Source organism: Pseudomonas versuta, assembly GCF_001294575.1.
GTDB classification, from domain to species: Bacteria; Pseudomonadota; Gammaproteobacteria; order Pseudomonadales; family Pseudomonadaceae; genus Aquipseudomonas; species Aquipseudomonas versuta.
Window position 1 is genome coordinate 4,722,738 of sequence record NZ_CP012676.1, and the last position, 24,457, is coordinate 4,747,194.

24 protein-coding genes are annotated in these 24,457 nt (G+C 57.6%); 11 read left to right on the forward strand and 13 right to left on the reverse strand.

Going from position 1 to position 24,457, the window contains the following annotated elements; all coding sequences use genetic code 11:
- The first annotated feature begins 85 nt into the window (after positions 1-85).
- Positions 86-466, forward strand: coding sequence for a COG4315 family predicted lipoprotein (locus AOC04_RS21180; RefSeq protein WP_060696506.1), 381 nt, complete (start codon positions 86-88; stop codon positions 464-466).
- 123 nt (positions 467-589) lie between these two features.
- Here AOC04_RS21180 and AOC04_RS21185 read toward each other — a convergent pair whose 3' ends face one another.
- From AOC04_RS21185 to AOC04_RS21220, 8 genes are all read right to left on the reverse strand, one after another.
- Complete coding sequence (locus AOC04_RS21185) at positions 590-1,480, reverse strand: ABC transporter permease subunit (protein ID WP_060696507.1); 891 nt, start codon at positions 1,478-1,480, stop codon at positions 590-592.
- Complete coding sequence (locus AOC04_RS21190; RefSeq protein ID WP_060696508.1) at positions 1,477-2,397, reverse strand: ABC transporter permease subunit; 921 nt, start codon at positions 2,395-2,397, stop codon at positions 1,477-1,479. Before AOC04_RS21190 ends, AOC04_RS21185 begins: the two co-directional genes overlap by 4 nt.
- Entirely contained in the window at positions 2,394-3,536 is a 1,143-nt protein-coding gene (locus tag AOC04_RS21195; protein ID WP_060696509.1) for an ABC transporter ATP-binding protein, read from the reverse strand. The genes AOC04_RS21190 and AOC04_RS21195 overlap by 4 nt, the downstream gene beginning before the upstream one ends.
- 69 nt (positions 3,537-3,605) lie before the next feature.
- On the reverse strand, positions 3,606-4,700 hold the full coding sequence (locus AOC04_RS21200; RefSeq protein WP_060696510.1) for a polyamine ABC transporter substrate-binding protein: 1,095 nt from the start codon (positions 4,698-4,700) through the stop codon (positions 3,606-3,608).
- Positions 4,701-4,934: 234 nt separating this feature from the next.
- Positions 4,935-6,047 carry a polyamine ABC transporter substrate-binding protein gene (locus AOC04_RS21205; protein WP_060696511.1) on the reverse strand — a complete coding sequence of 371 codons (1,113 nt, stop codon included), beginning with the start codon at positions 6,045-6,047 and terminating at the stop codon, positions 4,935-4,937.
- Positions 6,048-6,231: 184 nt separating this feature from the next.
- A complete protein-coding gene (locus AOC04_RS21210) occupies positions 6,232-7,596 on the reverse strand; it encodes an aspartate aminotransferase family protein (protein ID WP_060696512.1) in 1,365 nt (454 codons plus the stop codon).
- A gap of 72 nt (positions 7,597-7,668) precedes the next feature.
- On the reverse strand, positions 7,669-9,027 hold the full coding sequence (locus AOC04_RS21215) for a glutamine synthetase family protein (RefSeq protein WP_003444610.1): 1,359 nt from the start codon (positions 9,025-9,027) through the stop codon (positions 7,669-7,671).
- Positions 9,028-9,063: 36 nt separating this feature from the next.
- Positions 9,064-9,840: a gamma-glutamyl-gamma-aminobutyrate hydrolase family protein gene (locus AOC04_RS21220; protein WP_060696513.1), complete on the reverse strand. Its 777-nt coding sequence runs from the start codon at positions 9,838-9,840 to the stop codon at positions 9,064-9,066.
- 278 nt (positions 9,841-10,118) lie between these two features.
- Here AOC04_RS21220 and AOC04_RS21225 point away from each other — a divergent pair, with 278 nt between their 5' ends.
- The gene (locus AOC04_RS21225; RefSeq protein WP_003444606.1) at positions 10,119-11,495 is read left to right on the forward strand and encodes a glutamine synthetase family protein; all 1,377 of its coding nucleotides are present in this window, start codon (positions 10,119-10,121) and stop codon (positions 11,493-11,495) included.
- A 144-nt stretch (positions 11,496-11,639) separates the two neighbouring features.
- Positions 11,640-12,299, forward strand: coding sequence for a TetR/AcrR family transcriptional regulator (locus AOC04_RS21230; protein ID WP_060696514.1), 660 nt, complete (start codon positions 11,640-11,642; stop codon positions 12,297-12,299).
- A gap of 84 nt (positions 12,300-12,383) precedes the next feature.
- Here AOC04_RS21230 and tauD read toward each other — a convergent pair whose 3' ends face one another.
- From tauD to tauA, 4 genes are read right to left on the reverse strand one after another with little or no spacing between them, the layout of a single operon-like run.
- Positions 12,384-13,217 carry a taurine dioxygenase gene (gene tauD, locus AOC04_RS21235; RefSeq protein ID WP_060696515.1) on the reverse strand — a complete coding sequence of 278 codons (834 nt, stop codon included), beginning with the start codon at positions 13,215-13,217 and terminating at the stop codon, positions 12,384-12,386.
- Between the two features lie 44 nt (positions 13,218-13,261).
- On the reverse strand, positions 13,262-14,098 hold the full coding sequence (tauC, locus tag AOC04_RS21240; protein ID WP_060696516.1) for a taurine ABC transporter permease TauC: 837 nt from the start codon (positions 14,096-14,098) through the stop codon (positions 13,262-13,264).
- The gene (gene tauB / locus AOC04_RS21245) at positions 14,095-14,889 is read right to left on the reverse strand and encodes a taurine ABC transporter ATP-binding subunit (RefSeq protein WP_060696517.1); all 795 of its coding nucleotides are present in this window, start codon (positions 14,887-14,889) and stop codon (positions 14,095-14,097) included. The genes tauC and tauB overlap by 4 nt, the downstream gene beginning before the upstream one ends.
- Positions 14,890-14,916: 27 nt before the next feature.
- Positions 14,917-15,900 carry a taurine ABC transporter substrate-binding protein gene (gene tauA, locus AOC04_RS21250; RefSeq protein ID WP_060696518.1) on the reverse strand — a complete coding sequence of 328 codons (984 nt, stop codon included), beginning with the start codon at positions 15,898-15,900 and terminating at the stop codon, positions 14,917-14,919.
- Positions 15,901-16,396: 496 nt separating this feature from the next.
- On the opposite strand from tauA, the gene AOC04_RS21255 reads away from it, so the two are divergent.
- From AOC04_RS21255 to AOC04_RS21290, 8 genes are all read left to right on the forward strand, one after another.
- Positions 16,397-17,776: an OprD family porin gene (locus AOC04_RS21255; RefSeq protein ID WP_060696519.1), complete on the forward strand. Its 1,380-nt coding sequence runs from the start codon at positions 16,397-16,399 to the stop codon at positions 17,774-17,776.
- 294 nt (positions 17,777-18,070) lie between these two features.
- Positions 18,071-18,709, forward strand: a complete 639-nt coding sequence (locus AOC04_RS21260) for a peroxiredoxin (RefSeq protein ID WP_060696520.1) — start codon at positions 18,071-18,073, stop codon at positions 18,707-18,709.
- Positions 18,710-18,946: 237 nt separating this feature from the next.
- A complete protein-coding gene (gene ssuE, locus AOC04_RS21265) occupies positions 18,947-19,540 on the forward strand; it encodes an NADPH-dependent FMN reductase (protein ID WP_060696521.1) in 594 nt (197 codons plus the stop codon).
- 204 nt (positions 19,541-19,744) lie between these two features.
- Positions 19,745-20,710 carry a sulfonate ABC transporter substrate-binding protein gene (locus AOC04_RS21270; RefSeq protein ID WP_060696522.1) on the forward strand — a complete coding sequence of 322 codons (966 nt, stop codon included), beginning with the start codon at positions 19,745-19,747 and terminating at the stop codon, positions 20,708-20,710.
- A 31-nt stretch (positions 20,711-20,741) separates the two neighbouring features.
- Positions 20,742-21,890, forward strand: a complete 1,149-nt coding sequence (gene ssuD / locus AOC04_RS21275) for an FMNH2-dependent alkanesulfonate monooxygenase (RefSeq protein ID WP_060696523.1) — start codon at positions 20,742-20,744, stop codon at positions 21,888-21,890.
- Between the two features lie 7 nt (positions 21,891-21,897).
- On the forward strand, positions 21,898-22,704 hold the full coding sequence (ssuC, locus tag AOC04_RS21280; RefSeq protein WP_060696524.1) for an aliphatic sulfonate ABC transporter permease SsuC: 807 nt from the start codon (positions 21,898-21,900) through the stop codon (positions 22,702-22,704).
- Positions 22,701-23,507: an aliphatic sulfonates ABC transporter ATP-binding protein gene (ssuB, locus tag AOC04_RS21285; RefSeq protein ID WP_060696525.1), complete on the forward strand. Its 807-nt coding sequence runs from the start codon at positions 22,701-22,703 to the stop codon at positions 23,505-23,507. Before ssuC ends, ssuB begins: the two co-directional genes overlap by 4 nt.
- Before the next feature lie 35 nt (positions 23,508-23,542).
- Positions 23,543-23,758, forward strand: coding sequence for a TOBE domain-containing protein (locus AOC04_RS21290; RefSeq protein WP_003444581.1), 216 nt, complete (start codon positions 23,543-23,545; stop codon positions 23,756-23,758).
- Between the two features lie 106 nt (positions 23,759-23,864).
- Here the strand turns inward: AOC04_RS21290 and AOC04_RS21295 are convergent, their stop codons facing one another.
- Positions 23,865-24,323: an REP-associated tyrosine transposase gene (locus AOC04_RS21295; RefSeq protein ID WP_060696526.1), complete on the reverse strand. Its 459-nt coding sequence runs from the start codon at positions 24,321-24,323 to the stop codon at positions 23,865-23,867.
- Positions 24,324-24,457 lie beyond the last annotated feature (134 nt).

The following is a 24,457-nucleotide window of genomic DNA, read 5'->3' on the forward strand; positions in this document are numbered from 1 at the left end:
GACAGCCCTGAGTGTGGACCACGGGATGCAGGTTACTGAACTAAGCTTTGAGTTCAAATCGTACAACCACAAAAGGACGATTCCGATGATTCGCAGCTCTTTTTCCCTGAAAGCTTTAGTGGTCGCTGCTGCATTGGCCCTCCCCGGACTGGCATTTGCCGCGGACCCGGCGATGGCCAAAGAGGGCATGTTGGTCGACCACAAAGGCATGACGCTCTACACCTTCGCCAAGGATGCGGGCGGCAAATCGATGTGCAACGACAAATGCGCAGCCAACTGGCCGCCACTGATGGTCGAGGGCAAACATAACAATATGGGCAAGTGGACCATGATCAAACGTGATGACGGCACCCAGCAATGGGCCTATGACGGCAAGCCGCTGTACACCTTTGTCATGGACAAGAAAGCCGGAGACGCTACGGGCGACGGCAAAATGGACGGCGCATGGAAAGTAGCCAAGCCCTGACCGGCATACCGCCCCCCTGTAGGAGCGAGCTTGCTCGCGAGCCAGCTCGCTCCTACAGGGTGTTTTCAGCCATAAAAAAACCTCGCTTCCTTGACAGGAGGCGAGGTTTTTTATGGTGCTGTCTTATGCCGCAGTGGGCGTTTTCGGACGGCGTACATCAGGCTGCTTCCAGGACTCGGCCGAGGCTTCGTCGATGGCTTGCTGGATGGCCTTTTTGCGATGCTCTTCGGCACGGCGGCTGAAGAACCACACCAGGAAGGTCACCAGCGACACCGCCAGCAGAATCAGGCTGGCCACGGCGTTGATCTCGGGTTTGACCCCCAGACGTACCGCCGAGAACACTTCCATCGGCAAGGTGGTAGAGCCCGGCCCGGACACGAAGCTGGCCAGTACCAGGTCATCCAGCGACAGGGCGAACGACATCATGGCGCCCGCCGCCAGTGACGGCGCGATCATCGGGATGGTGATCAGGAAGAACACTTTCCACGGTTTGGCACCCAGGTCCATGGCCGCTTCTTCGATCGACAGGTCCAGCTCGCGCAAGCGCGACGACACCACCACGGCCACATAGGCCGAGCAGAACGTGGTGTGGGCAATCCAGATGGTGACGATGCCGCGTTCCTGCGGCCAGCCAATCATCTGCGCCATGGCCACGAACAGCAGCAACAGCGACAGACCGGTGATCACTTCGGGCATCACCAACGGTGCAGTCACCAGGCCGCCGAACAGCGTGCGGCCCTTGAAGTGGCTGATCCGGGTCAGCACGAAGGCTGCCAGGGTGCCCAGCGCCACCGCCGCAATCGCCGTGTACAGGGCGATTTCCAGCGAGCGCATCACCGAGCCCATCAGTTGCGTGTTGTCCAGCAGGCCCACGTACCACTTCAGCGACCAGCCGCCCCACACCGTCACCAGCTTGGACGCGTTGAACGAGTAGATCACCAGAATCAGCATCGGCAGGTAGATGAACAACAAGCCTGCGACCAGCATAAAGCTGGAAAAACGGAAGCGATTCATACCTTGCCCTCCAGTTCTTTAGCCTGGCTGCGGTTGAACAGAATGATTGGCACGATCAGGATCGCCAGCATGACCACGGCAAGCGCAGAGGCTACCGGCCAGTCACGGTTGTTGAAGAACTCTTGCCACAAGACTTTACCGATCATCAGGGTTTCCGGGCCGCCCAGCAGTTCCGGGATCACGAACTCGCCCACCACCGGGATAAACACCAGCATGCAGCCAGCGATGATGCCGTTCTTGGACAGCGGGACGGTGATTTTCCAGAAGCTGTTGAAGGTGCTCGAGCCCAGGTCGGACGCGGCTTCCAGCAGGCTGTGATCGTGTTTTACCAGGTTGGCGTACAGCGGCAGGATCATGAACGGCAGGTACGAGTAAACGATGCCGATATAGACCGCGATGTTGGTGTTGAGGATCTGCAGCGGTTCGCTGATCCAGCCCATCGACATCAGGAAGCCATTGAGCAGGCCGTTATTGCTGAGGATGCCCATCCACGCGTAAACGCGGATCAGGATCGCGGTCCAGGTCGGCATCATGATCAGCAGCACCAGCACGGTCTGCATCTCTTTGCGCGCATTGGCAATGGCGTAGGCCATCGGATAACCGATCAGCAGGCACAGCGCCGTGCTGAAGAAAGCCATCTTCAGCGAGCCCAGATAAGCGGCGATGTACAACTCGTCGTCACCCAGCATGGCGTAGTTGCCCAGGTTCAGCAGTAGCTGAATTTTTTGGTCAACGTAGCTGTAGATCTCGGTGTACGGCGGAATCGCGACGTCGGCTTCGGCAAAGCTGATCTTCAGGACGATGAAGAACGGCAGCATGAAAAACAGGAACAGCCACAGGAATGGAATCCCGATGACCATATGACGGCCACCGGGGGTTATTCGTTGCAGGCGGCGCTTGAATTTTCGAAGGTTCATGAGCGCAATACCACGCCGCTGTCGTCTTCCCACCAGACATAGACTTCGTCGTCCCAGGTCGGACGCGCACCGCGGCGTTCGGCGTTGGCGACAAACGACTGCACGATCTTGCCGCTCGGCAGTTCGACGTAGAACACCGAGTGGCCACCCAGGTAGGCGATGTCATGCACCTTGCCCCGCGACCAGTTGTATTCGCAGGTCGGTTTTTCGGTGGTCACCAGCATTTTTTCCGGGCGGATCGCGTAGGTCGTGTGTTTGTCCTCTACCGAGGTGCTCACACCGTGACCCACGTAGATGTCGTTCTCCAGCTCCGGGCAATTGATACGCGCGTAGCCTTCGGCGTCATCGACCACTTCACCGTCGAACAGGTTGACGTTGCCGATGAACTCGCAGACCAGACGGCTGACCGGGGTCTCGTAAATATCGATTGGGCTGCCGATCTGGGCGATCCAGCCCTGGTGCATGATCGCGATGCGTTGGGCCATGGTCATGGCCTCTTCCTGATCGTGGGTCACCATGACGCAGGTCACGCCGACGCGCTCGATGATTTCCACCAGCTCGAGTTGCATTTGCGAGCGCAGTTTTTTATCCAGCGCCCCCATCGGCTCATCGAGCAGCAGCAGCTTTGGACGCTTGGCCAGCGAGCGGGCCAGGGCCACACGTTGACGCTGGCCGCCGGACAACTGATGCGGTTTGCGCTTGGCGTACTGGGTCATGTGCACCAGCTTGAGCATTTCGCCCACCCGCGCATCGATGTCCGAAGCGGACATTTTGTCCTGCTTGAGGCCGAAGGCGATGTTTTGTGCCACGGTCATGTGCGGGAACAGGGCGTAGGACTGGAACATCATGTTGATCGGCCGCTCGTAGGGCGGCATGTCGGTGATGTCCACACCATCGAGGTAAATACGGCCTTCTGTTGGGCGCTCGAAACCGGCGAGCATACGCAGCAAGGTGGATTTGCCCGATCCCGATCCGCCGAGCATGGCGAAGATTTCGCCTTTGTTGATTTCCAGGGACACATCGTCCACGGCAATCGTCTCGTCGAATTTTTTCGTGACCCGGTCGATTTTGACCAACACCTGTTTAGGTGTGTGGTCGCCCTCGAGGGCTTTCTTATAGGCGCCGGAGGCAACAGCCATTTACGAAACTCCCAACAAATTTAGCAGCCCGATCAATAGGGTCGGGCCTTGGATAGGTGGTCTTGCGAGCTATTTACCCGTCTTGACCTTGGTCCACGTGCGCGTCATCAGACGTTGCACCTTCGGCGGTAGTTCGGTTGAAACGTAAGTCTTGTCCAGTACCGCCTGGGTCGGGTAAACCGCTTCGTCGGCACGGATGGACGCGTCCATCACCTTGTCTGCTGCAGGATTGGGGTTGGCATAGCCAACATAATCGCTGACCTGGGCAATCACTTCTGGCTTGAGCAGATAGTTGATGAACGTGTGGGCCTGCTTGACGTTGCTGGAGTCTTTTGGAATCGCCAGCATGTCAAACCACAGGGCGCCGCCTTCCTTGGGAACGATATAGGCGATGTTGACGCCTTTTTTGGCCTCTTCGGCACGTGCCTTGGCCTGGAACACATCACCGGAGAAGCCGATCGCAACACAGATGTTGCCGTTGGCCAGGTCGGAAATGTATTTGGAAGAATGGAAATAGGTGACGTAAGGACGCACCGACATCAGGGTAGCTTCAGCTTTTTTGTAGTCTTTGGGGTTGGTGCTGTTTGGATCCAGGCCCAGATAGTTGAGCACGGTCGGCAGCATTTCATCGGCCGAGTCCAGGAAAGCCACGCCGCACGATTGCAGCTTCTTCATGTTCTCGGGTTTGAACACCACGTCCCAGGAGTCGATGGTGTCGATGCCCAGTACTTCCTTGACCTTATCGACGTTGTAGCCAATACCGTTGGTGCCCCACAGGTACGGCACCGCGTACTGGTTGCCCGGGTCATTGGCCTGCAGACGCTTGAGCAGAACCGGGTCCAGGTTGGAATAGTTAGGCAGTTGTGACATGTCCAGCTTCTGGAATGCGCCCGCTTTGATCTGCTTGCCCAGGAAGTGGTTCGACGGAACGACCACGTCGTAACCGGTGCGTCCTGCCAACAGTTTGCCTTCCAGCGTTTCGTTGGAGTCGAAAACGTCATACACCGGTTTGATGCCGGTGGTCTTTTCGAAATCGGCCAGTGTGTTCGGGGCGATGTAGTCCGACCAGTTGTAAATGTGCACGGTGGGTGCCGCTTGAACGCTGACGGCAAGCGTCAAACCAGCTCCGACCAGCAGGGTCTTGCGAAACAAAGATATAGACACTTGGTGGTCCTCTAAATAGTTGGGCCTGCAAGGCCCGCGTTGCATGGCAGCACAACTGCCAAAGACAAACCGGCGCGCAACTTACCCTCGATAAACCGGGACGGCAAAGTTTTCTGCGATTTATAGCCCTAAAACCATGATTTTTCGTGATTTCTGCCTTCTTCAGGAGCGTGCTTGCTCGCGATCTTCTGGATCTGAACAGCTCGTGGGCAAGCTCGCTCCTGCAAGGGGCAGTTATTTACCGGATTTGATCTTGGTCCAGCTGCGGGTCAGCAGACGCAAGGTTGCAGGCGGCAAATCGCTGATGGCATACAGCTTGGCCTTCACTTCATCCGACGGATAAATGCTCGGGTCACCGGAGATGTCTTTATTCACCAGCGGTGTTGCAGCCTTGTTACCGTTCGGGAAACGTACGCTGTTGGTGATTTCAGCCATGATTTCAGGCTGCATCAGGAAGTTCATCCAGGCGTAAGCGGCATCAACGTTCTCGGCGTCCTTGGGAATGGCGACCATGTCGTAGAAGCTGCCGGCACCCTCTTTAGGAATGGCGTATTTGAGTTTGACCTTGCCACCGGCTTCTTTGGCACGGGAGATGGACTGCTCCAGGTCGCCCGAGTACCCCACGGCTACGCAGATATTGCCGTTGGCCAGGTCAGAGATGTACTTGGAGGAGTGGAAGTAACCCACCGAAGGACGAATTTTCAGGAACAGTGCTTCGGCTTCAGCCAGTTGCTTCTTGTCTTGTGAATCGGTCGGGTAGCCCAGGTAGTGCAGGGCGGCCGGGATCATTTCGGTCGGCGAGTCGAGGAAGCTGATGCCACAGCTTTTCAGCTTTTCAGCGTTCTCTGGCTTGAACAGCACATCCCAGGAATCGATGGTGTCGACGCCCAGTGCGGCTTTGACCTTCTCGGGGTTGTAGCCGATGCCGATGGTGCCCCACATGTACGGGAAGGCATGTTTGTTGTCTTTGTCGCTGGCATCGCCAACGGCCTTGAGCAACGCAGGATCGAGGTTTTTCCAGTCAGGCAGCTTGGAGCGGTCCAGTTCCTGGTAAACCCCGGCCTTGATCTGCTTGGCCAGGAAATTGTTGGATGGCACGACGATGTCGTAACCGGACTTGCCCGCCAGCAGTTTGGCCTCAAGGGTCTCGTTGCTGTCGAACACGTCGTAAACCACTTTGATACCGGTCTGGTCTTCAAACTTTTTGACGGTATCGGGCGCGATATAGTCGGACCAGTTGTAGATGTGCAGAACCTTGTCCGCGGCTTGAGCTGCCCCCGCCATCACTCCCATCAAAGACAGGGCGAGAAGGGTCTTGCCAGCTTTTTTAAAACCTGATGCCTTCATCTGTAATGCTCCAATTGTTCTCTTAAACCACTGATTCAGCGACCTGATCTCAGGATGACTAAAACCGGCGGGTAGTCTGGCAAGATCCGGGGCAGGCTTTCAAGGGAAGAGCCTTTATTCTTAAGGCTCCGAGCGTAATTGCCTGCATAAAAACAGCAGATTTCATTCACCCGGAGCCCGACGATCAACCTTGCAATACTTCCAGGGTCAGATCGAGGCACTTGCGCGCCTTGGTCACCAGCTCATCAATCTCGTCTTTGCTGATTACCAGCGGCGGCGCAATGATCATGGTGTCGCCAACGGCGCGCATGATCAGCCCGTTTTCAAAGCAGAATTGTCGGCAAATCATGCCGGCGCCGCGGCCCTCATAACGTTTGCGGGTGGCTTTGTCCTGAACCAGTTCAATGGCTCCCAACAGGCCCACACCGCGCACTTCGCCCACCAACGGGTGATCGTTCAGTTCACGTAGACGCTTTTGCAAATACGGTGCCGTTTCTGCGTGAACCTTCTCGATAATTTTTTCTTCGCGCAGGATGCGGATGTTTTCCAGCGCAACGGCGGCGGCAACCGGGTGACCGGAGTAGGTGAAACCGTGGTTGAAATCGCCCCCTTCGTTAAGCACGGCGACCACTTCGTCGCGCACGATCAGGCCACCCATCGGGATGTAACCCGAGGTCAGGCCCTTGGCGATGGTCATCATGTCGGGTTTGAGGCCGTAGAAATCGCTACCGAACCACTCACCGGTGCGGCCAAAGCCACATATAACTTCGTCAGCCACGAACAGGATGTCGTACTTGGCCAGAATCTCCTTGATTCGCGGCCAGTAGGTATCGGGCGGAATGATCACGCCGCCTGCGCCCTGAATCGGCTCGGCAATAAAGGCACCGACCTTGTCGACGCCGATTTCGAGAATCTTTTCTTCCAGCTGGTTGGCCGCCCAGATACCGAACTCTTCCGGGGACATGTCGCCGCCTTCGGCAAACCAGTACGGTTGGGCAATGTGCGTGATGCCCGGGATCGGCAAGTCACCCTGTTCATGCATGTAGGTCATGCCGCCCAGGCTGGCACCGGCCACGGTTGAGCCGTGGTAGCCGTTCTTGCGGCTGATGATGACCTTCTTCTCGGGTTGGCCTTTGATCGCCCAGTAGTGGCGAACCATGCGCAACATGGTGTCGTTGCCTTCAGAACCGGAACCGGTGAAGAACACGTGGTTCATGCCTTCGGGGGCGATCTGGGCGATGACTTTGGACAGCTCGAGCACTGGCGGGTGAGCGGTCATGAAAAACAGGTTGTAGTACGCCAGCTCGCGCATTTGCTTACTGGCCACATCGGCCAGTTCGTCACGTCCGTAGCCAATGGCAACACACCACAGGCCGGCCATGCCGTCGAGAATTTTGTGACCTTCGCTGTCCCACAGGTACACGCCCTTGGCGTGAGTGACAATGCGCGGCCCGACTTCTTTCAATTGCTTGAAATCACTGAATGGCGCCAGGTGATGGTCGTTGCTCAGTTGTTGCCAGTGGAGGGTTTGCGGGTTCTTGTTGGTCATACAGAGCTCTCCTTTATTCCGTGAGGTGCCGCGCCTTCCTGGCGCAGCACTCCTGGTGACAGACGGGGTGGATCAGACGGCGAACAGCAGGAACTCCCGCTCCCACGAACTGATGACACGCTTGAAGTTTTCATGCTCGGCACGTTTGACTGCGATGTAACCCGCAATGAATTTGGTGCCCAGGTACTTTTCGACAGTCTTGCTGCTTTCCATGCGTGCCAGTGCTTCTTCAAGGGTCAGAGGCAGGCGCAGGTTGCGGCGTTCATAACCGCGGCCCACTACGGGAGCGCTCGGATTGATCCCTTCAACCATGCCGATATAGCCACACAGCAAGCTGGCAGCAATCGCCAGGTACGGGTTGGCGTCGGCGCCCGGCAAGCGGTTCTCGACCCGGCGGTTTTGCGGGCCGGCATCCGGCACGCGCAGACCTACGGTCCGGTTCTCTTCGCCCCATTCCACGTTTACCGGCGCCGAGGTATCAGGCAGGAAGCGGCGGAAGGAGTTCACGTTCGGCGCAAACAGTGGCAGCAGTTCAGGAATGAACTTCTGCAAGCCGCCGATGTGATTCAGGAACAGCTGGCTCATGGTTCCATCTTCATTGGAGAAGATGTTTTTGCCGGTTTCGATGTCGATGATGCTCTGGTGCAAGTGCATGGCGCTGCCAGGCTCGCCGGTCATGGGTTTGGCCATGAAGGTAGCGGCTACGTCGTGCTTGAGCGCGGCTTCGCGCATGGTGCGTTTGAACACCAGAATCTGGTCGGCCAGCGACAGTGCGTCGCCGTGACGGAAGTTGATTTCCATCTGCGCGGTGCCGTCTTCGTGGATCAGGGTGTCCAGATCCAGCTCTTGCAACTCGCACCAGTCGTATACGTCTTCGAACAGCGGATCGAATTCGTTGGCCGCTTCAATGGAGAACGACTGACGGCCGGTCTCGGGGCGTCCCGAGCGTCCGATCGGTGGCTGCAACGGGTAGTCCGGGTCGTCGCTGCGCTTGGTCAGGTAGAACTCCATCTCTGGCGCCACAATCGGCTGCCAGCCGTGATCGGCATAGAGTTTGAGGACCTTTTTCAGCACGTTGCGCGGCGACAGCTCAATCGGGTTGCCCTGTTTGTCGTAGGTGTCGTGAATCACCTGGGCCGTGGGTTCTATCGCCCAGGGCACCATAAACACAGCGTTCTGGTCCGGACGGCAGATCATGTCGATATCGGCAGGGTCCAGCAGCTCGTAATAGATGTCGTCTTCGACATAGTCGCCCGTTACGGTTTGCAGCAAAACGCTCTCGGGCAGGCGCATGCCTTTTTCGGCAATGAACTTGTTGGTCGGCGAAATCTTGCCGCGTGTAATCCCGGTAAGGTCGGCGATCATGCATTCGACTTCTGTGATCTTGTGGTCTTTCAACCAATCGGTGAGCTGGTCGAGGTTGTTACTCATAAATGCCTCTGGGCTGAGTGTCCTGACTTGGATAAGTCAGGCGTTTACTGACGCATCCGCGTCGCGTTGGGTCGCGCGCCTTCTGCAGGCATCGCCAAATGCCTGGAAGATGGCGAGATAAATCGGGTTAGAGCTTACCTGCCATTCGGGGTGCCATTGCACAGCTAAAGCAAAAGCCTTGCCGCCCTCGACCGAAACCGCCTCAACCAGCCCGTCCGGGGCCACGGCCTCAACCCGTAACCCGGGGGCCAATTGATCGACACCCTGGGTGTGAATCGAGTTGACCTCGAACTCCGCCGGCAGGCCCAGACCCGCCAGTACGCCGCCCGGTTGAATGTGCATGGCATGGCTCGGTGCGTACTGCACCTCAACGGGCGCGCTGGGGTCTTCGCGATGCTCGATGAAGCCTTCGACTTCATGCAATTTCTGGTGAAGTGTGCCCCCCAGGGCTACATTCAACTCCTGAAACCCGCGGCAGATCCCCAGCACAGGAATACCTGCGGCTATGGCGGCGCGAATCAGGGGGAGGGTGGTGCCATCACGGTCAGGATCATGCAGCGTGCCAGGCGCGCTGGCAGGGCCGTGATATAAGTGAGGTTCGATGTTGGAAGGTGAACCGGTAAAGAGCAGGCCGTCCAGACTGTCCAGAATATTTGTCGGATCAATCAGTTCCGCCAATGACGGAAGGATCAGAGGCAAGCCTTTGGCGGCCACCGCGACTGCTCGCACGTACTTATCGCCAGTGATGTGATAAGGATGCAAACCGATCTGCTTGGTGCAGGCGGTGACGCCGATTAACGGCAGGCGTGACATGTAACACCCCGGTATTATTGCTGTTATGGGTTTGAATCGAGCTTAGCCTTGTTCATTTTTTTACACAACACCCCCGTAAAAAATACAATACGGCCCGCTCAAGCCTGCGGTCGGCAAAGGTTTTAAAAGGGCAAAGACGCCCTAAAAAGCGTCAAAAATGGCCTTTCAGCCCTTTTTAAGGGCAAAAAAGAGGCTGCTTGACTTCGGTATGCCGTTCGGGTTGACTGAATCCCGTAGCGCTCAATGATTGATATTTTTAACAACAAAGGTGTTGCATCATGTCGGTACCCCCGCGTGCCGTTCAGCTTAACGAAGCGAACGCGTTCCTTAAGGAACATCCTGAGGTTCTGTACGTTGACCTTCTAATTGCGGATATGAATGGTGTGGTGCGCGGCAAGCGCATTGAACGCACCAGCCTCCACAAGGTTTACGAGAAAGGCATCAACCTGCCAGCCTCTCTTTTTGCGCTGGATATCAACGGCTCAACGGTGGAAAGCACCGGTCTGGGGCTGGATATCGGTGACGCAGACAGAATCTGTTATCCAATCCCTGACACCCTGTGCAATGAGCCGTGGCAAAAGCGCCCAACCGCGCAACTGCTGATGACCATGCACGAACTCGAAGGTGAACCCTTCTTCGCCGACCCTCGCGAAGTATTGCGTCAAGTTGTTACTAAATTTGATGACATGGGCCTCACCATCTGCGCCGCTTTCGAGCTCGAGTTCTACCTGATCGACCAGGAGAACGTAAACGGGCGTCCACAACCGCCGCGTTCGCCGATCTCCGGCAAACGTCCGCATTCGACCCAGGTTTACCTGATCGACGATCTCGACGAATACGTCGACTGCCTCCAGGACATTCTGGAAGGTGCCAAAGAACAAGGCATCCCGGCTGACGCCATCGTTAAAGAAAGTGCCCCGGCGCAGTTCGAAGTGAACCTGCACCACGTTGCCGACCCGATCAAGGCTTGCGACTACGCGGTACTGCTTAAACGTCTGATCAAGAACATCGCCTACGACCATGAGATGGACACCACGTTCATGGCCAAGCCTTATCCGGGCCAGGCGGGTAACGGGTTGCACGTACATATTTCGATTCTGGACAAAGAAGGCAAAAATATTTTTGCCAGCGAGGATCCCGAGCAGAACGCCGCATTGCGTCACGCGATCGGCGGTGTGCTCGAGACCCTACCGGCGCAGATGGCGTTCCTTTGCCCTAACGTCAACTCGTACCGTCGTTTCGGCGCACAGTTCTACGTGCCGAACTCGCCGTGCTGGGGCCTGGACAACCGTACGGTCGCCTTGCGCGTGCCGACCGGCTCATCTGACTCCGTGCGTCTGGAACACCGGGTTGCCGGCGCTGATGCCAACCCGTACTTGTTGATGGCTTCGGTTCTGGCAGGCGTGCACCACGGTCTGACTAACAAGATCGAGCCACCGCCACCCGTAGAAGGCAACTCCTACGAGCAGAACGAGCAGAGCCTGCCGAACAACTTGCGTGATGCCCTGCGCGAGCTGGATGACAGCGAAGTCATGGCCAAATATATCGACCCCAAATACATCGATATTTTTGTTGCCTGTAAAGAGAGCGAACTGGAAGAGTTTGAGCATTCCATCTCCGACCTCGAGTACAACTGGTACCTGCATACCGTGTAAGCGATTGCAGTACTGAAAAACGCCATCGGCCCACAGCCGGTGGCGTTTTTTTATGGGTTCACAGCCGCGGGCGATCAGGGTGAAGGTCTGTGGCTAACATCCTGCCCGGCTCGTACAATGCCTGCTGCCCCGCAGGAGACACCCATGACGCGCCCCGCCACGCCCCGCGCTACACCTCGCAAGCCCCGCGCCCGCAGTCAGGTCCGAATCGATTCGATACTCGATGCTGCCCGCACATTGCTCGCGGCAGAGGGGGTGTCCAGCCTGTCGATTTACAGCGTGGCGCAGCGTGCCGCCATCGCACCTTCATCGGTCTACCACTTTTTCCCCAGTGTGCCGGCGTTGCTCCAGGCCCTGACCAGTGATGTCCATGCAGCGTTCCGCGCCTGCCTGCAAGTGCCCGTTGCCCACGGCGAACTCACTGGCTGGCGCGATCTTTCGCGGATTATCGAACAACGCATGCTGACCATTTACCACCAGGACGCGGCGGCCCGGCAGCTGATCCTGGCTCAGCACGGGCTTACCGAAGTGACCCTGGCCGACCGCCAGCACGATCTTGAACTGGGGCAATTGATGCACGCGCTTTTTATGCGCCACTTCGAGCTACCGGTAATGCCGCAAGAGGTGGACGTTTTTGCCCTGGCGATGGAATTGGGCGACCGCGTGTATGCGCGTTCCATGCAGCTTCACGACTGCATCACCCCACGCATGGCCGAAGAAGGGGCGCGGGTGGTCGATGCGTATTTGGGCTTGTACCTGCCGCCGTACCTGCCCAAACGCCCAAGCCCGGCGTTACCTCTGTAGGAGCGAGCTTTTCAACGCTGTAACCCGGGCCGTGAAGAGCTCGCGAGGCAAGCTCGCTCCTACAACAAGCTCGCTCCGTCTGTGTCAGAAGGGCGCGTCACCCAGGATTGTCGCGCGATGCATCACGCGCCGGTTCGGGCGGTAATCATCCACGGCGTAATGCTGGGTCACACGGTTGTCCCAGAACGCGACGTCGTTCTCTTGCCAGCGCCAGCGGATGGTGTACTCGGGGCGGGTGCTGTGGGCGAACAGCAGCTTCAAAATCGCTTCGCTTTCAGCCTCTGAAAGCTCATTGATTTTCGTGGTGAAGCCTTCGTTGACGAACAGCGACTTGCGGCCGCTGACCGGGTGCGTGCGTACCACCGGGTGCGACAGCGGCGGGTTGTTTTTACGGGTCTGGTCCCAGCGCAGAAAATCTTCAGGTGTAGAGCCGAAACGCTCCAGCGGGAACGACTTGGTGAAGTCGTGGGTTGCAGTCAAACCATCCAGCAACACTTGCAATGGCCTGGACAGCCCCTCGAACGCTGCAATCCCGCTGGCCCACAAGGTATCGCCGCCAAAGGCCGGCAACTGCTTGGCACTCAGCACCGCACCCATCGCCGGGGTCGGCAAAAAGGTTACGTCGGTGTGCCATACCGCGTTGTCACGCACGTCGGTGACGGCGGTGTCCAGCACCAGCACTTCGGGCTGCTCAGGTACGTTGGGATAGATCGGATGAATATGCAGATCACCAAAATTGGCCGCAAAGCGTGCTTGCTGCTGCGGGGTGATCGACTGGTCTTTGAAGAAAATAACCTGATGCTCAAGCAGCGCTTGCTCGATGGCATCGCGCTGCTGCGGGCTCAGGGGGCGGGTCAGGTCAACGCCGTCAATCTGGGCGCCAAGGGCAGAGCTAATCGGGGTAATGGTCAGGCTCATGGTCTATCTCTTTATCAGCGCGCCGATTGATCAGCGTCGAGTGTCTAGTGAGCCTGGCCGTGCCACGGCACCAGCTTGCGTTGCAGGGCGCGCAGGCCCATTTCCATGGCAAAGGCGATGATGGCAATCACCAGAATTCCCAGTACCACCACGTCGGTGACCAGAAATTGTGCGGCGGACTGCACCATGAAACCCAGCCCGCTGGTGGCGGCGATCAACTCGGCTGCCACCAGGGTCGACCAGCCGACGCCAAGGCCGATACGCACACCGGTCAGAATGTCCGGCAGGGCGCTGGGCAAAATCACATGGCGAATCAACTGCCAGCGGGTGGCACCCAACGACTGAGCGGCGCGGACTTTGGCCGGGTCGACGGTACGCACGCCGGTGGCAGTCGCAATTGCAATCGGGGCAAAAATCGCCAGGTAAATCAGCAGCACTTTTGAAAGCTCGCCAATCCCGCACCAGATCACAATCAGCGGCAAATAGGCCAGCGGCGGAATCGGGCGATAGAACTCGATCAGCGGGTCGAAAATCCCCCGCGCAATGCGGTTGTGGCCAATGGCGATACCCACCGGTACGGCGGTCAGGATCGCAAACCCCAGGCCCAGGCCGATACGGCTCAGGCTAGCGCCCAAGTGTTGCCACAAGGTGGAGTCCATATAACCTTTGGTCGCCAGCAACCAGCCCTTTTCCAGTACGGCGGACGGTGGCGGTAAAAACAGCGGTTCGATCAGCCCGGCCGCGGTCACGGCCCACCAAAGGGCAATCAGGGTGACGATGGTCAGGACGCTGATCCAGCGTGTGCTCAGGCTGCGTTTCACCGGGCGCGGTGCGTGGGGTGCGGCAACCGGAGCTGCGGCAACGGCTTCATAACTGCTCATGCGTGCTCCTGATGCTGTGTGGCACTGCGTTGGGAAAACACGCGCTCAAGCACGTGCTCACGGGTTTCGATAAAGCGTGGATCGGACTTGATCGAACGGGCCGATTCACCGGCGTTGTAACGCTTTCCGAAATCCAGGCTCAGGCGCTCGACGATGCGGCCCGGGTTGGGTGCCAGCAAAATCAGGTCAGTGGCCAGAAACACCGCTTCTTCAATGTCATGGGTAATCAGGAATACGGGTTTGTCGGTGCGCTTGCACACTTGCAGCAGCAGTTCTTGCATCTGTTCGCGGGTGAAGGCATCCAGCGCGCCGAAAGGTTCGTCCATCAGCAACACGCGGGGATCGGCAGCCAGGGCACGAGCCAGGCCGACGCGCTGCTTCTGGCCGCCCGAAAGCTCCCAGACGCGGCGCTGTTCAAAGCCCGACAAATCCACCAGCGCCAGCATTTCACGGGCGCGGATTTCGCGCTTGTCGCGGGGTACACCGGCCAGTTCCAGGCCGAAAGCCACGTTGGCCAGGACGTCTTGCCAGGGCAGCAGCACGTCGTCCTGAAACACCACGCCACGCTCGGCACTCGGTCCCTTGACCGGGGCACCGTCGAGGGTGATGCGCCCCGCGCTCGGTTCGACAAAACCGGCGATCAGATTCAGCAATGACGTTTTGCCGCTGCCCGACGGGCCAAGGGCGACCAACAATTGCTGAGGGCCGAGGTTGACGGAAATATCCGACAGCACCGGCTCAGCTGCGCCCGGGTACTGTGCGCTGATGCGCTCCAGTGATAACAAGGCCATGACGGTCGACTCCTCAGCGGGCGAAAATTATTGAGTAATGAAGCTGGCGTTGACCGACGGCGCGTAGTCCGGCAGTACCGCATCGACCTTGCCTTGCTCTTTGAGGAAGGCGGCAGTGTCGGTCAGCGCTTTAGTGGTCGGCGCGCCGAGCAGGACAACTTGATCCGCGGCCAGCGGGTAGACGTTGCCTTGCAGCAGCACCGGGATGTCAGCAGGCTTGGCGCCGGAGAGCTTCACCACTTTGTCGACGTTGCTTTGATTGGCCAGCCAGGCTTGCGGATCCTTGCGATAGTCGGCGTAGGCATCCAGCGTGACCTTGGCAAAGCCTTTAACGATTTCCGGGTGCTTGGCAGCAAAGTCTTTGCGCACGATCCATGCATCAAAAGTCGGTGCACCGAATTTGGCCAGCTCGCCAGAGGTAATCAGCACTTTGCCGTTCTCCTTGGCTGCGCCTAATGCCGGGTCCCACACATAAGTGGCGTCGATATCGCCACGCTTCCAGGCCGCCACAATGGCCGGCGGTGCAAGGTTCAGAATCTGTACTTTCGAAGGGTCAATGTTCCAGTGCTTGAGCGCTGCCAGCAGGCTGTAGTGCCCGGTGGACACAAAAGGCACGGCAACTTTCTTGCCGATCAGGTCTTGCGGGCTATTGATTCCGGAACCGTCACGGGCCACCAGTGCCTCAGCGCCGCCGATCTGGGTGGCGATCAAAAAGGTTTCCACCGGCACTTTGCGGGTGATGGCCGCGGTCAGCGGGCTGGACCCCAGATAGCCGATTTGCACATCACCCGAGGCAATGGCGGCAATGATGTCTGAGCCGTTATCGAATTTGCGCCAGTTGATTTTGGCGCCCGTGGCCTTTTCGTAAGCCCCATCGGCCTGGGCGACTTTGGCCGGGTCAACGGTGGTTTGGTAAGCCACGGTCACATCGGTACTGGCGGCCTGCGCAAAGAAACTGGCACCCGCCAGAGACAGAGCTGCCAAAAGGCGTAAGGGGGAGTGCAGTTTCATCAGGAAGCTCCTCGGCAGGCGGCCGGACATCGGCAGAGCGCGAGGTTAAATGATCTAAGAATGCGTAAATAAATAACTTTTAAGCATTAGCTTATGAAGTTCTGAACACTAGATACGCGCGCGAGCTTTAACTGCGTCGCGTTTTTTGCCGGCATCTGGTCGGGTCGCGGGATAAGAACTAAACGCTATTAAAAAATTCATAAATTATTGTTTATAAATTAGACAAAAGGCCTATAGGATTCCCCCGATTTTGCGTAGGAAATATTTAGCTATATATTCTTTTGATCTGAAAAAATTCGAAACAATTCTTTTTGGTTTTATTGAATAGCCATTACCCTGCGCACAAACGGCAGATGACTAGACAAAGGTCGTAGACATGATTGGTTACGATTGACTTGTCAGTCACTGTCTGGCGCTAATCGCGCATCTGTAGCACCGAGGCGTCAGATCTTGGGCTAAAGAACTACAAAAATTAGAAACGCATAGGAGCAACACCATGAACAAGTCCACCTTGGCCCTCGCTGTGGCCGTAGGTTTGTTGGCGCAACAGGCAAGCGCTGCTGGCTTCATTGAAGACAGCAAGGCCACGCTGAAGCTGCGTAACTTCTATATCAACAACGATAACCGTGATGCTGAAGCAGGCTCTGCTGCCAACCGCGCAAATGGTGTTCGGAGCAAAACCGAAGAATGGGGCCAAGGTTTCCAGCTGGACTTCACCTCGGGCTTCACCCAGGGCACAGTTGGTTTCGGTGTGGACGCGATTGGCCTGTTGGGCGTCAAACTGGACTCCAGCGCTGCCAAGCACGGTAATGCACTGGGCACCTCATCGGGCGGCTCTGTATTCCCGAGCGACGGCGACCACGCTGCTGACGAATTCGCCAGCCTGGGCCTGACTGCCAAAGCCAAGATTTCTCAGACTGAATTGCGCATCGGTACCTTGCAGCCAAAACTGCCGGTCATCGTGACCAACGACGGTCGCATGCTGCCGCAAACCTTCCAGGGTGGCCAGATCACCTCCAGCGAGTTCAAGGACCTGACCTTCACCGGCGGCCAGATTGAACACGCCAAGGGTCGTAACTCCAGCAACAACGAAGGCCTGTCGATTGCTGGTGCCAACGGTGGCTCCAACTACGACGCGGGCAAATTTGTTAACAAGTTCTATTACGGCGGTGCCGACTACAAGGTCAACAAAGACCTGTTGCTGCAGTACTACTACGGCAATCTGGAAGATTTCTACAAGCAACACTTTCTGGGCCTGACTCACAACTGGTCCATCGGCCCGGGCGTGCTAAAAACTGATTTGCGTTACTTCCACAGCACAGACGACGGTAAGAACGGTAATGATCCGTCCTACTACAGTGCTGGCGATTACCGTGGCCAGACCAGCGGCAAAGGCAAGGTTGACAACAACCTGTACAGCGGCCTGTTCCTGTACACCGTTGAAGGCCACACCTTCGGTGGCGGTTACCAGGTCAGCAACGGCAGCAGCGACTTCCCTTGGCTGAACCAGGGTGACGGTTCTTCTGCTTACCTGACTACCGACATGCAAATCCAGAAGTTTGCCCGTGCTGGCGAACGTACCTGGCAGGCTCGCTACTCGTATGACTTCGCCAAGCTGGGCGTTCCTGGCCTGACGGCGGGCGCGGTTTACCTGCGTGGCGATAACTTCGACACCGTCAACAAAGCCGGTGGCGTTGCAGGCTCCGGTCTTTCCGAGTGGGAACGGGACATTACCGTGGCCTACGTAGTACAGGAAGGCACGTTGAAAAACCTTGGCTTCATGTGGAAAAACGCCATGTGGCGCAACGATATTCCTTCGAGCCGCGAGCAAGACGAAAACCGTCTGATCGTCAGCTACTCGATCCCGTTGCTGTAAGCCGTTCGTAACAAAAGGCAAGAAAAATCCTGCCCGGCGCAATGCCGGGCAGGGTGTTTACCGAAGATCGAATCGATCAATTCGCAACACATTTAAATGTCGCAGCTCCCTGCCGCTCCCCTTGCCTAAACCTGAATCCAGAGTGGCCCCATGCCTTGGCCGCGTCCAATGAAACAGTTTTTAATATTCCTTTAAGATCTAACCAAATCGATATTTATTCTTTTTAATTCGTTCCTGGCGCAGGCAGAGTAAGCCCATCACGCCCTGCCATTCCCTATAAAAAGGAGCTGCACCATGAGCCTCAGACTCGGCGATATCGCCCCCGATTTCGAACAGGATTCCAGCGCCGGCAAAATCCATTTTCATGAATGGCTGGGCGATAACTGGGGCGTGCTGTTCTCGCACCCGGCGGACTTCACCCCGGTGTGCACCACCGAGTTGGGATTCACCGCCAAGCTCAAGGACGAGTTTGCCAAGCGCGGGGTCAAGGCCATCGCCCTGTCCGTCGACCCGGTGGATTCGCACCACAAGTGGATCGAGGACATCAACGAAACCCAGAACACCCTCGTCAACTTCCCGATCCTGGCCGATGCCGATCGCAAAGTGTCTGACCTCTACGACCTGATTCACCCCAATGCCAGCGATACCCTGACAGTGCGCTCGTTGTTCGTGATTGATCCGAACAAGAAAATTCGTCTGACCATCACCTACCCGGCCAGTACGGGACGTAATTTCAACGAAATACTGCGGGTGATTGATTCACTGCAACTGACCGACAACTACAAAGTCGCCACCCCGGCCAACTGGCAGGACGGTGACGACGTCGTCATCGTGCCGTCGCTCAAGGACGAAGACGAAATCAAGAAACGCTTCCCTAAAGGCTACCGCGCCGTGAAGCCTTACCTGCGCCTGACGCCACAACCGAATAAATAATCCCTCCTGTAGGAGCGAGCTTGCTCCTACAGAGTTTCCACCTTCAAGTGCAACAGGGTTTGGGCCGTTTCGACGGCCTTTTTTTTGCTTTTTAAATGTTCAAAATGCTTATTCTTTTAAAGAATAAACAAATGAATAAATATGATTTATAGATATATAAATCACCTGTTAAGGTCTTCTCACTCAAGCGAAAACGCTGACAGCGAATTGCACACATTCATTCAAGGAAACGCCTAGATGCTGGTCGTGACAATCGGAGGTAGCCCTAGCCAACGATCCCGTTCCGGGGTGCTGCTGGACCGCGCCAAACACTGGCTCAACCAGCAAGGCGTTGAAGTCGTGAGTTATCAGGTCCGTGACTTTCCGGCCGAAGACTTGCTCCACGCCCGTTTTGACAGCCCGCAAATCATCGATCTGTTGCAGCACATTGATAACGCCGATGGCCTGGTGATTGCTACGCCGGTTTACAAGGCTTCGTTTAGCGGCGCACTGAAAACCATCCTCGATCTGCTGCCTGAACGTGCCCTGAGCCACAAAGTGGTGTTGCCCATCGCTACGGGGGGCAGCATCGCCCACATGCTGGCTGTGGACTACGCCCTCAAGCCGGTGCTGTCTGCGCTCAAGGCTCAGGAAATGCTGCACGGCATTTTTGCCGAAGACAGCCAGATTGCTTACGGCGAAGGCAGCGCACAAGCGCAACTGGTGCCGATCCTGGAACAACGTTTGAGCGAGGCCCTTGAGCAGTTCTACAGCGCCCTGGCCCGCCGTCCGAAACCGCTGGACCCGAACATTCTCAACGAGCGCCTGCGCACGGCTCGCTGGAGCATCTGAACCAACCGATGCCTGTGCCTTTGTGTGGGAGCTGGCTTGCCAGCGATTCAGGCGCTCCGGATTGCCTGACACGATGCAGTGATGCCATCGCCGGCAAGCCAGCGCCCACAGGTACAGCACACCGTTTCAAGTAATCCCGCCTTACCGATCCGCTAACGGCCCGGCAGGTGCAACCCGAATCTCGAACTCTGATAGGAGAGCGCTATGCGCCCTTTCATTTTGCGTCGTGGAGTGGTCGCCCTGTTGGCTGCGGCTGTGTCCTTTGGCGTCGTTTTAGAAGCACAGGCCGATGCGCTGCGTATCGGTTATCAAAAGTACGGCACGCTGGTGCTGCTCAAGGCCAGGGGCACGCTGGAAAAGCGTCTGGCCGAGCAGGGCGTCGATGTGCAATGGACCGAGTTCCCCGGTGGCCCGCAATTGCTTGAGGGCCTCAACGTGGGCTCCATCGACTTCGGCGTGACGGGTGAAACTCCGCCTGTATTCGCCCAGGCTGCCGGTGCTGACCTGCTGTATGTCGCCTACGAGCCGCCTGCGCCGACCAGCGAAGCAATTCTGGTGCCCAAGGATTCACCGATCAAATCGGTCAAAGACCTCAAAGGCAAAAAGGTCGTGCTCAACAAAGGCTCCAACGTGCACTACTTGTTGGTGCGCGCCCTTGAAGATGCCGGCCTGAAGTACAGCGATATCCAGACCATATTCCTGCCACCCGCCGATGCCCGTGCGGCGTTTGAGCGCGGCAGTGCCGATGCCTGGGTGATCTGGGACCCGTACCAGGCTGCCGCCGAACAGCAGCTGCAGGCACGCACCCTGCGTGACGCCAGCGGTATCGCAGACAACCATCAGTTCTATCTGGCTACCAAGCCTTACGCCGAACAGCATCCCAAGGTCATCGAGGCCTTGATTGAAGAAGTCCGCGATGTCGGTGAGTGGGCCAAAGCCAACCCTGAAGAGGTCACCCGGCAAGTAGCGCCGATCCTCGGTCTGCCGGTTGATATCACCCGCACGGCGGTCCAACGCCAGGGCTACGGCGCACAGTTTTTGACCCCGGATGTGGTCAGCGCCCAGCAAAAAATCGCTGACAGTTTTTACCAGCTCAAGCTGATTCCCAAGCCGCTGGTTGTGAAAGATGTGATCTGGACACCACCGGCCACTGTGGCCAAAGCCAACTAACGCTTGCCGTACCCATTCAGGAGACAACTCCATGAGCCTCAATATTTTCTGGTTCCTGCCTACTCACGGTGACGGCCATTACCTTGGCACCTCCGAAGGCGCCCGCGCCGTTGACTACGGTTATTTGCAACAAGTGGCACAAGCGGCAGACCGCCTGGGTTTTGGCGGAGTACTGATCCCAACCGGGCGCTCGTGCGAAGACTCGTGGCTGGTGGCGGCAGCGTTGATCCCTGTGACCCAGCGCTTGAAGTTTCTGGTGGCGCTGCGCCCGGGTATCGTTTCCCCGACCGTGGCCGCGCGACAGGCCGCGACCCTGGACCGACTGTCCGGCGGACGGGCGCTGTTCAACCTGGTGACCGGCGGTGACCCGGAAGAGTTGGCGGGTGATGGCCTGTTTCTGAGCCACGAAGAGCGTTATCAGGCATCGGTTGAGTTCACCCGTATCTGGCGCCGTGTACTGGAAGGCGAAACCGTGGACTACGACGGTCAGCACATCACGGTCAAAGGCGCCAAGTTGCTCTATCCACCGATCCAGCAACCGCGTCCGCCGCTGTACTTCGGCGGTTCCTCGGAAGCGGCGCAGGATCTGGCCGCAGAGCAAGTTGAAATGGTCCTGACCTGGGGCGAGCCTCCGGCTGCGGTTGCAGAAAAAATCGAGCAGGTACGGGCCAAGGCCGCCAAACACGGACGTACCGTGCGCTTCGGTATTCGCCTGCACGTCATCGTTCGCGAAACCAACGAAGAGGCGTGGAAAGCGGCAGACAAGCTGATTTCACATCTGGATGACGACACCATCGCCCGGGCCCAGGCTTCACTGGCGCGCTTCGATTCCGTCGGCCAGCAGCGCATGGCCGCACTGCATGGTGGCAGCCGCGACAATCTGGAAGTCAGCCCCAACCTGTGGGCAGGCGTCGGCCTGGTACGCGGTGGCGCGGGCACCGCGCTGGTGGGTGACGGTCCGACAGTGGCGGCACGGGTCAAGGAATACGCCGACCTGGGCATCGACACCTTTATTTTCTCGGGCTATCCGCACCTGGAAGAGTCCTACCGCGTGGCTGAACTGCTGTTCCCGCACCTCGATATCGAGCGCCCGGAACTGCCGAAAAGTGCCGGCTACGTCAGTCCGTTTGGCGAAATGGTTGCCAACGATATTCTCCCTAAAGCTGCTTCGCAGAGTTGAGGCGGCCATGAGTAAGGGGAAGGCTCTAAGCCTTAATGGCATCGGCCACAAACTGGCGCCCTGGGCCTTGCCGGTTTTACTGCTGGCGGTTTGGCAGTTGTCGGTATCGGCGGGCTGGTTGTCGACGCGCATTTTGCCGGCACCCAGCGCCGTGATCGCGGCCGGGGTCGAGTTGGTGCGCAGTGGCGAAATCTGGAAACACCTCGCCATCAGTGGCTGGCGCGCCGGGGTCGGTTTTGTGATCGGTGGCAGCATTGGCCTGGTATTGGGCTTCATTACCGGCTTGTCGAAATGGGGTGAACGCCTGCTCGACAGCTCGGTGCAAATGATCCGCAACGTACCGCATCTGGCGCTGATCCCTCTGGTCATCCTGTGGTTCGGGATCGACGAGTCGGCGAAGATTTTTCTGGTGGCGCTGGGGACTTTATTCCCGATCTACCTCAACACCTACCACGGCATCCGCAACGTCGACCCTGCCCTGGTGGAGATGGCGCGCAGTTACGGGCTGTCCGGTTTCAGCCTGTTTCGTCAGGTGATCCTGCCCGGTGCCTTGCCTTCGATTCTGGTGGGCGTGCGCTTTGCCCTGGGCTTTATGTGGTTGACCCTGATCGTGGCTGAAACCATCTCCGCCAGCTCCGGCATTGGCTACCTGGCGATGAACGCCCGGGAGTTTTTGCAGACAGACGTGGTGGTACTGGCAATTGTTTTGTACGCGGTGCTGGGCAAGCTGGCCGACACCGCAGCCCGTGGACTGGAGCGCGTGTGGTTGCGTTGGCACCCGGCGTATCAAGTGGTTAAAGGCGGTGCAGCATGACAGCTCAACAACCTCCGCGTTTGCGTCAGGGTATTCCGCTGGCGATCCATGGCCTGCAAAAGTCTTTTGGTGAGCGTCAGGTACTGCGCGACATCAATCTGCATATTCCGGCCGGTCAATTCGTGGCGATTGTCGGGCGTAGCGGGTGCGGCAAAAGCACCCTGATGCGCCTGCTGGCCGGGCTCGATCAACCGACGGCGGGGGTATTGCAGGCAGGTACTGCACCGCTGGAAGAAGCCCGCGCAGACACGCGGCTAATGTTTCAGGAAGCGCGTTTGCTGCCCTGGAAAAAAGTCATCGACAACGTCGGGCTCGGGCTCAAGGGCGACTGGCGTGCCAAGGCGCTAAAAGCGCTTGAAGAGGTGGGTCTGGCCGAGCGGGCCAATGAATGGCCGGCGGCATTATCGGGCGGGCAGAAACAGCGTGTGGCGCTGGCTCGTGCGCTGATCCACCAGCCGAGCCTGTTATTGCTGGATGAACCGCTGGGCGCGCTGGATGCATTGACCCGCATCGAGATGCAACAACTGATCGAACGCCTGTGGCGCCAGCACGGATTCACCGTGTTGCTGGTGACCCACGATGTCAGCGAAGCCGTTGCGATAGCCGACCGGGTGATTCTGATCGAAGACGGCGAAGTGGGGCTGGACCTCATTGTCGAATTGCAACGCCCGCGGGTGCGCGGATCGCACCGGCTGGCGGCACTGGAAACTGAAGTACTCAACCGGGTACTTGCCTTGCCTGGCTCGCCCCCTGAGCCAGAACCCGTTGCACCGCTGCCCACGCAACTGCGCTGGGCGCAATAACCGCACTTTTCTATCCCAAGACAGGAATCGACACCATGACCATCAAAGCCATCAACGTTCGCAACCAGTTCAAAGGCCATATCAAGGAAATCGTGCTGGGCGACGTGCTCTCGGAAATCGACGTACAGACTGCATCGGGCATCGTTACCTCGGTCATCACCACCCGTTCGGTCAAAGAACTGGAACTGGTTGTGGGCAGTGAAGTCATTGCCTTTGTGAAATCTACCGAAGTCTCCATCGCCAAGTTGTAAGCCATGAAAGACCGAGCCCCGAGCGGTGTAAGCCCCTCGGGGCTTTTTTATGCCCGGCAATGGCGCGAGCTTCAAAGGCTCGCGAGCAAGCTCGCTCCTACAGGGGTTACAACCAAATAGCATCCCAGTGCGGGTAATCGCCCAAGCGCTTTACCCAACCTGCACGCAGGGGATTTGCTACGACATAGCGTGCAACGCTTGCAAGATCCTCGTCATAGCGAATCGCCCGGTCGTGATAGCCCTGCTGCCAAAAATGATCATTGCGCTCACAGGCAGCGTTAATTACTCGGCCGCTACGCGATTTTGTCCGTTGCATGATTGTCGCAAGGCTGGCGTTTTGAAGTTCGATCAACCAGTGGAAGTGATCGGGCATTACGACCCAGGCGAGTGATTTAACAAAACCCTCGCTTTGAGTTCTGCGAAGCTCATTGATCAAAAGCTGCGCCATATGAAAGTTGCTGAAAGTCGGTTTACGGTCTTTCACCACGGCTGTGAGCAGGTAGATACGACCCGTTTCAGAGGCTCTGCCCGTGCGAAGCCGACATCCATGAATAGAACCTGACATTCCTTTGCTCTCTGAGTAAACATCAAAGGACAAAGACTAATCGGTACTCAAACCACTGAAGCATTGTGGTGGTTCTGAATATGTCTAACCCTGTAGGAGCGAGCTTGCTCGCGAGCTTTCAAGGCTTGCGAGCG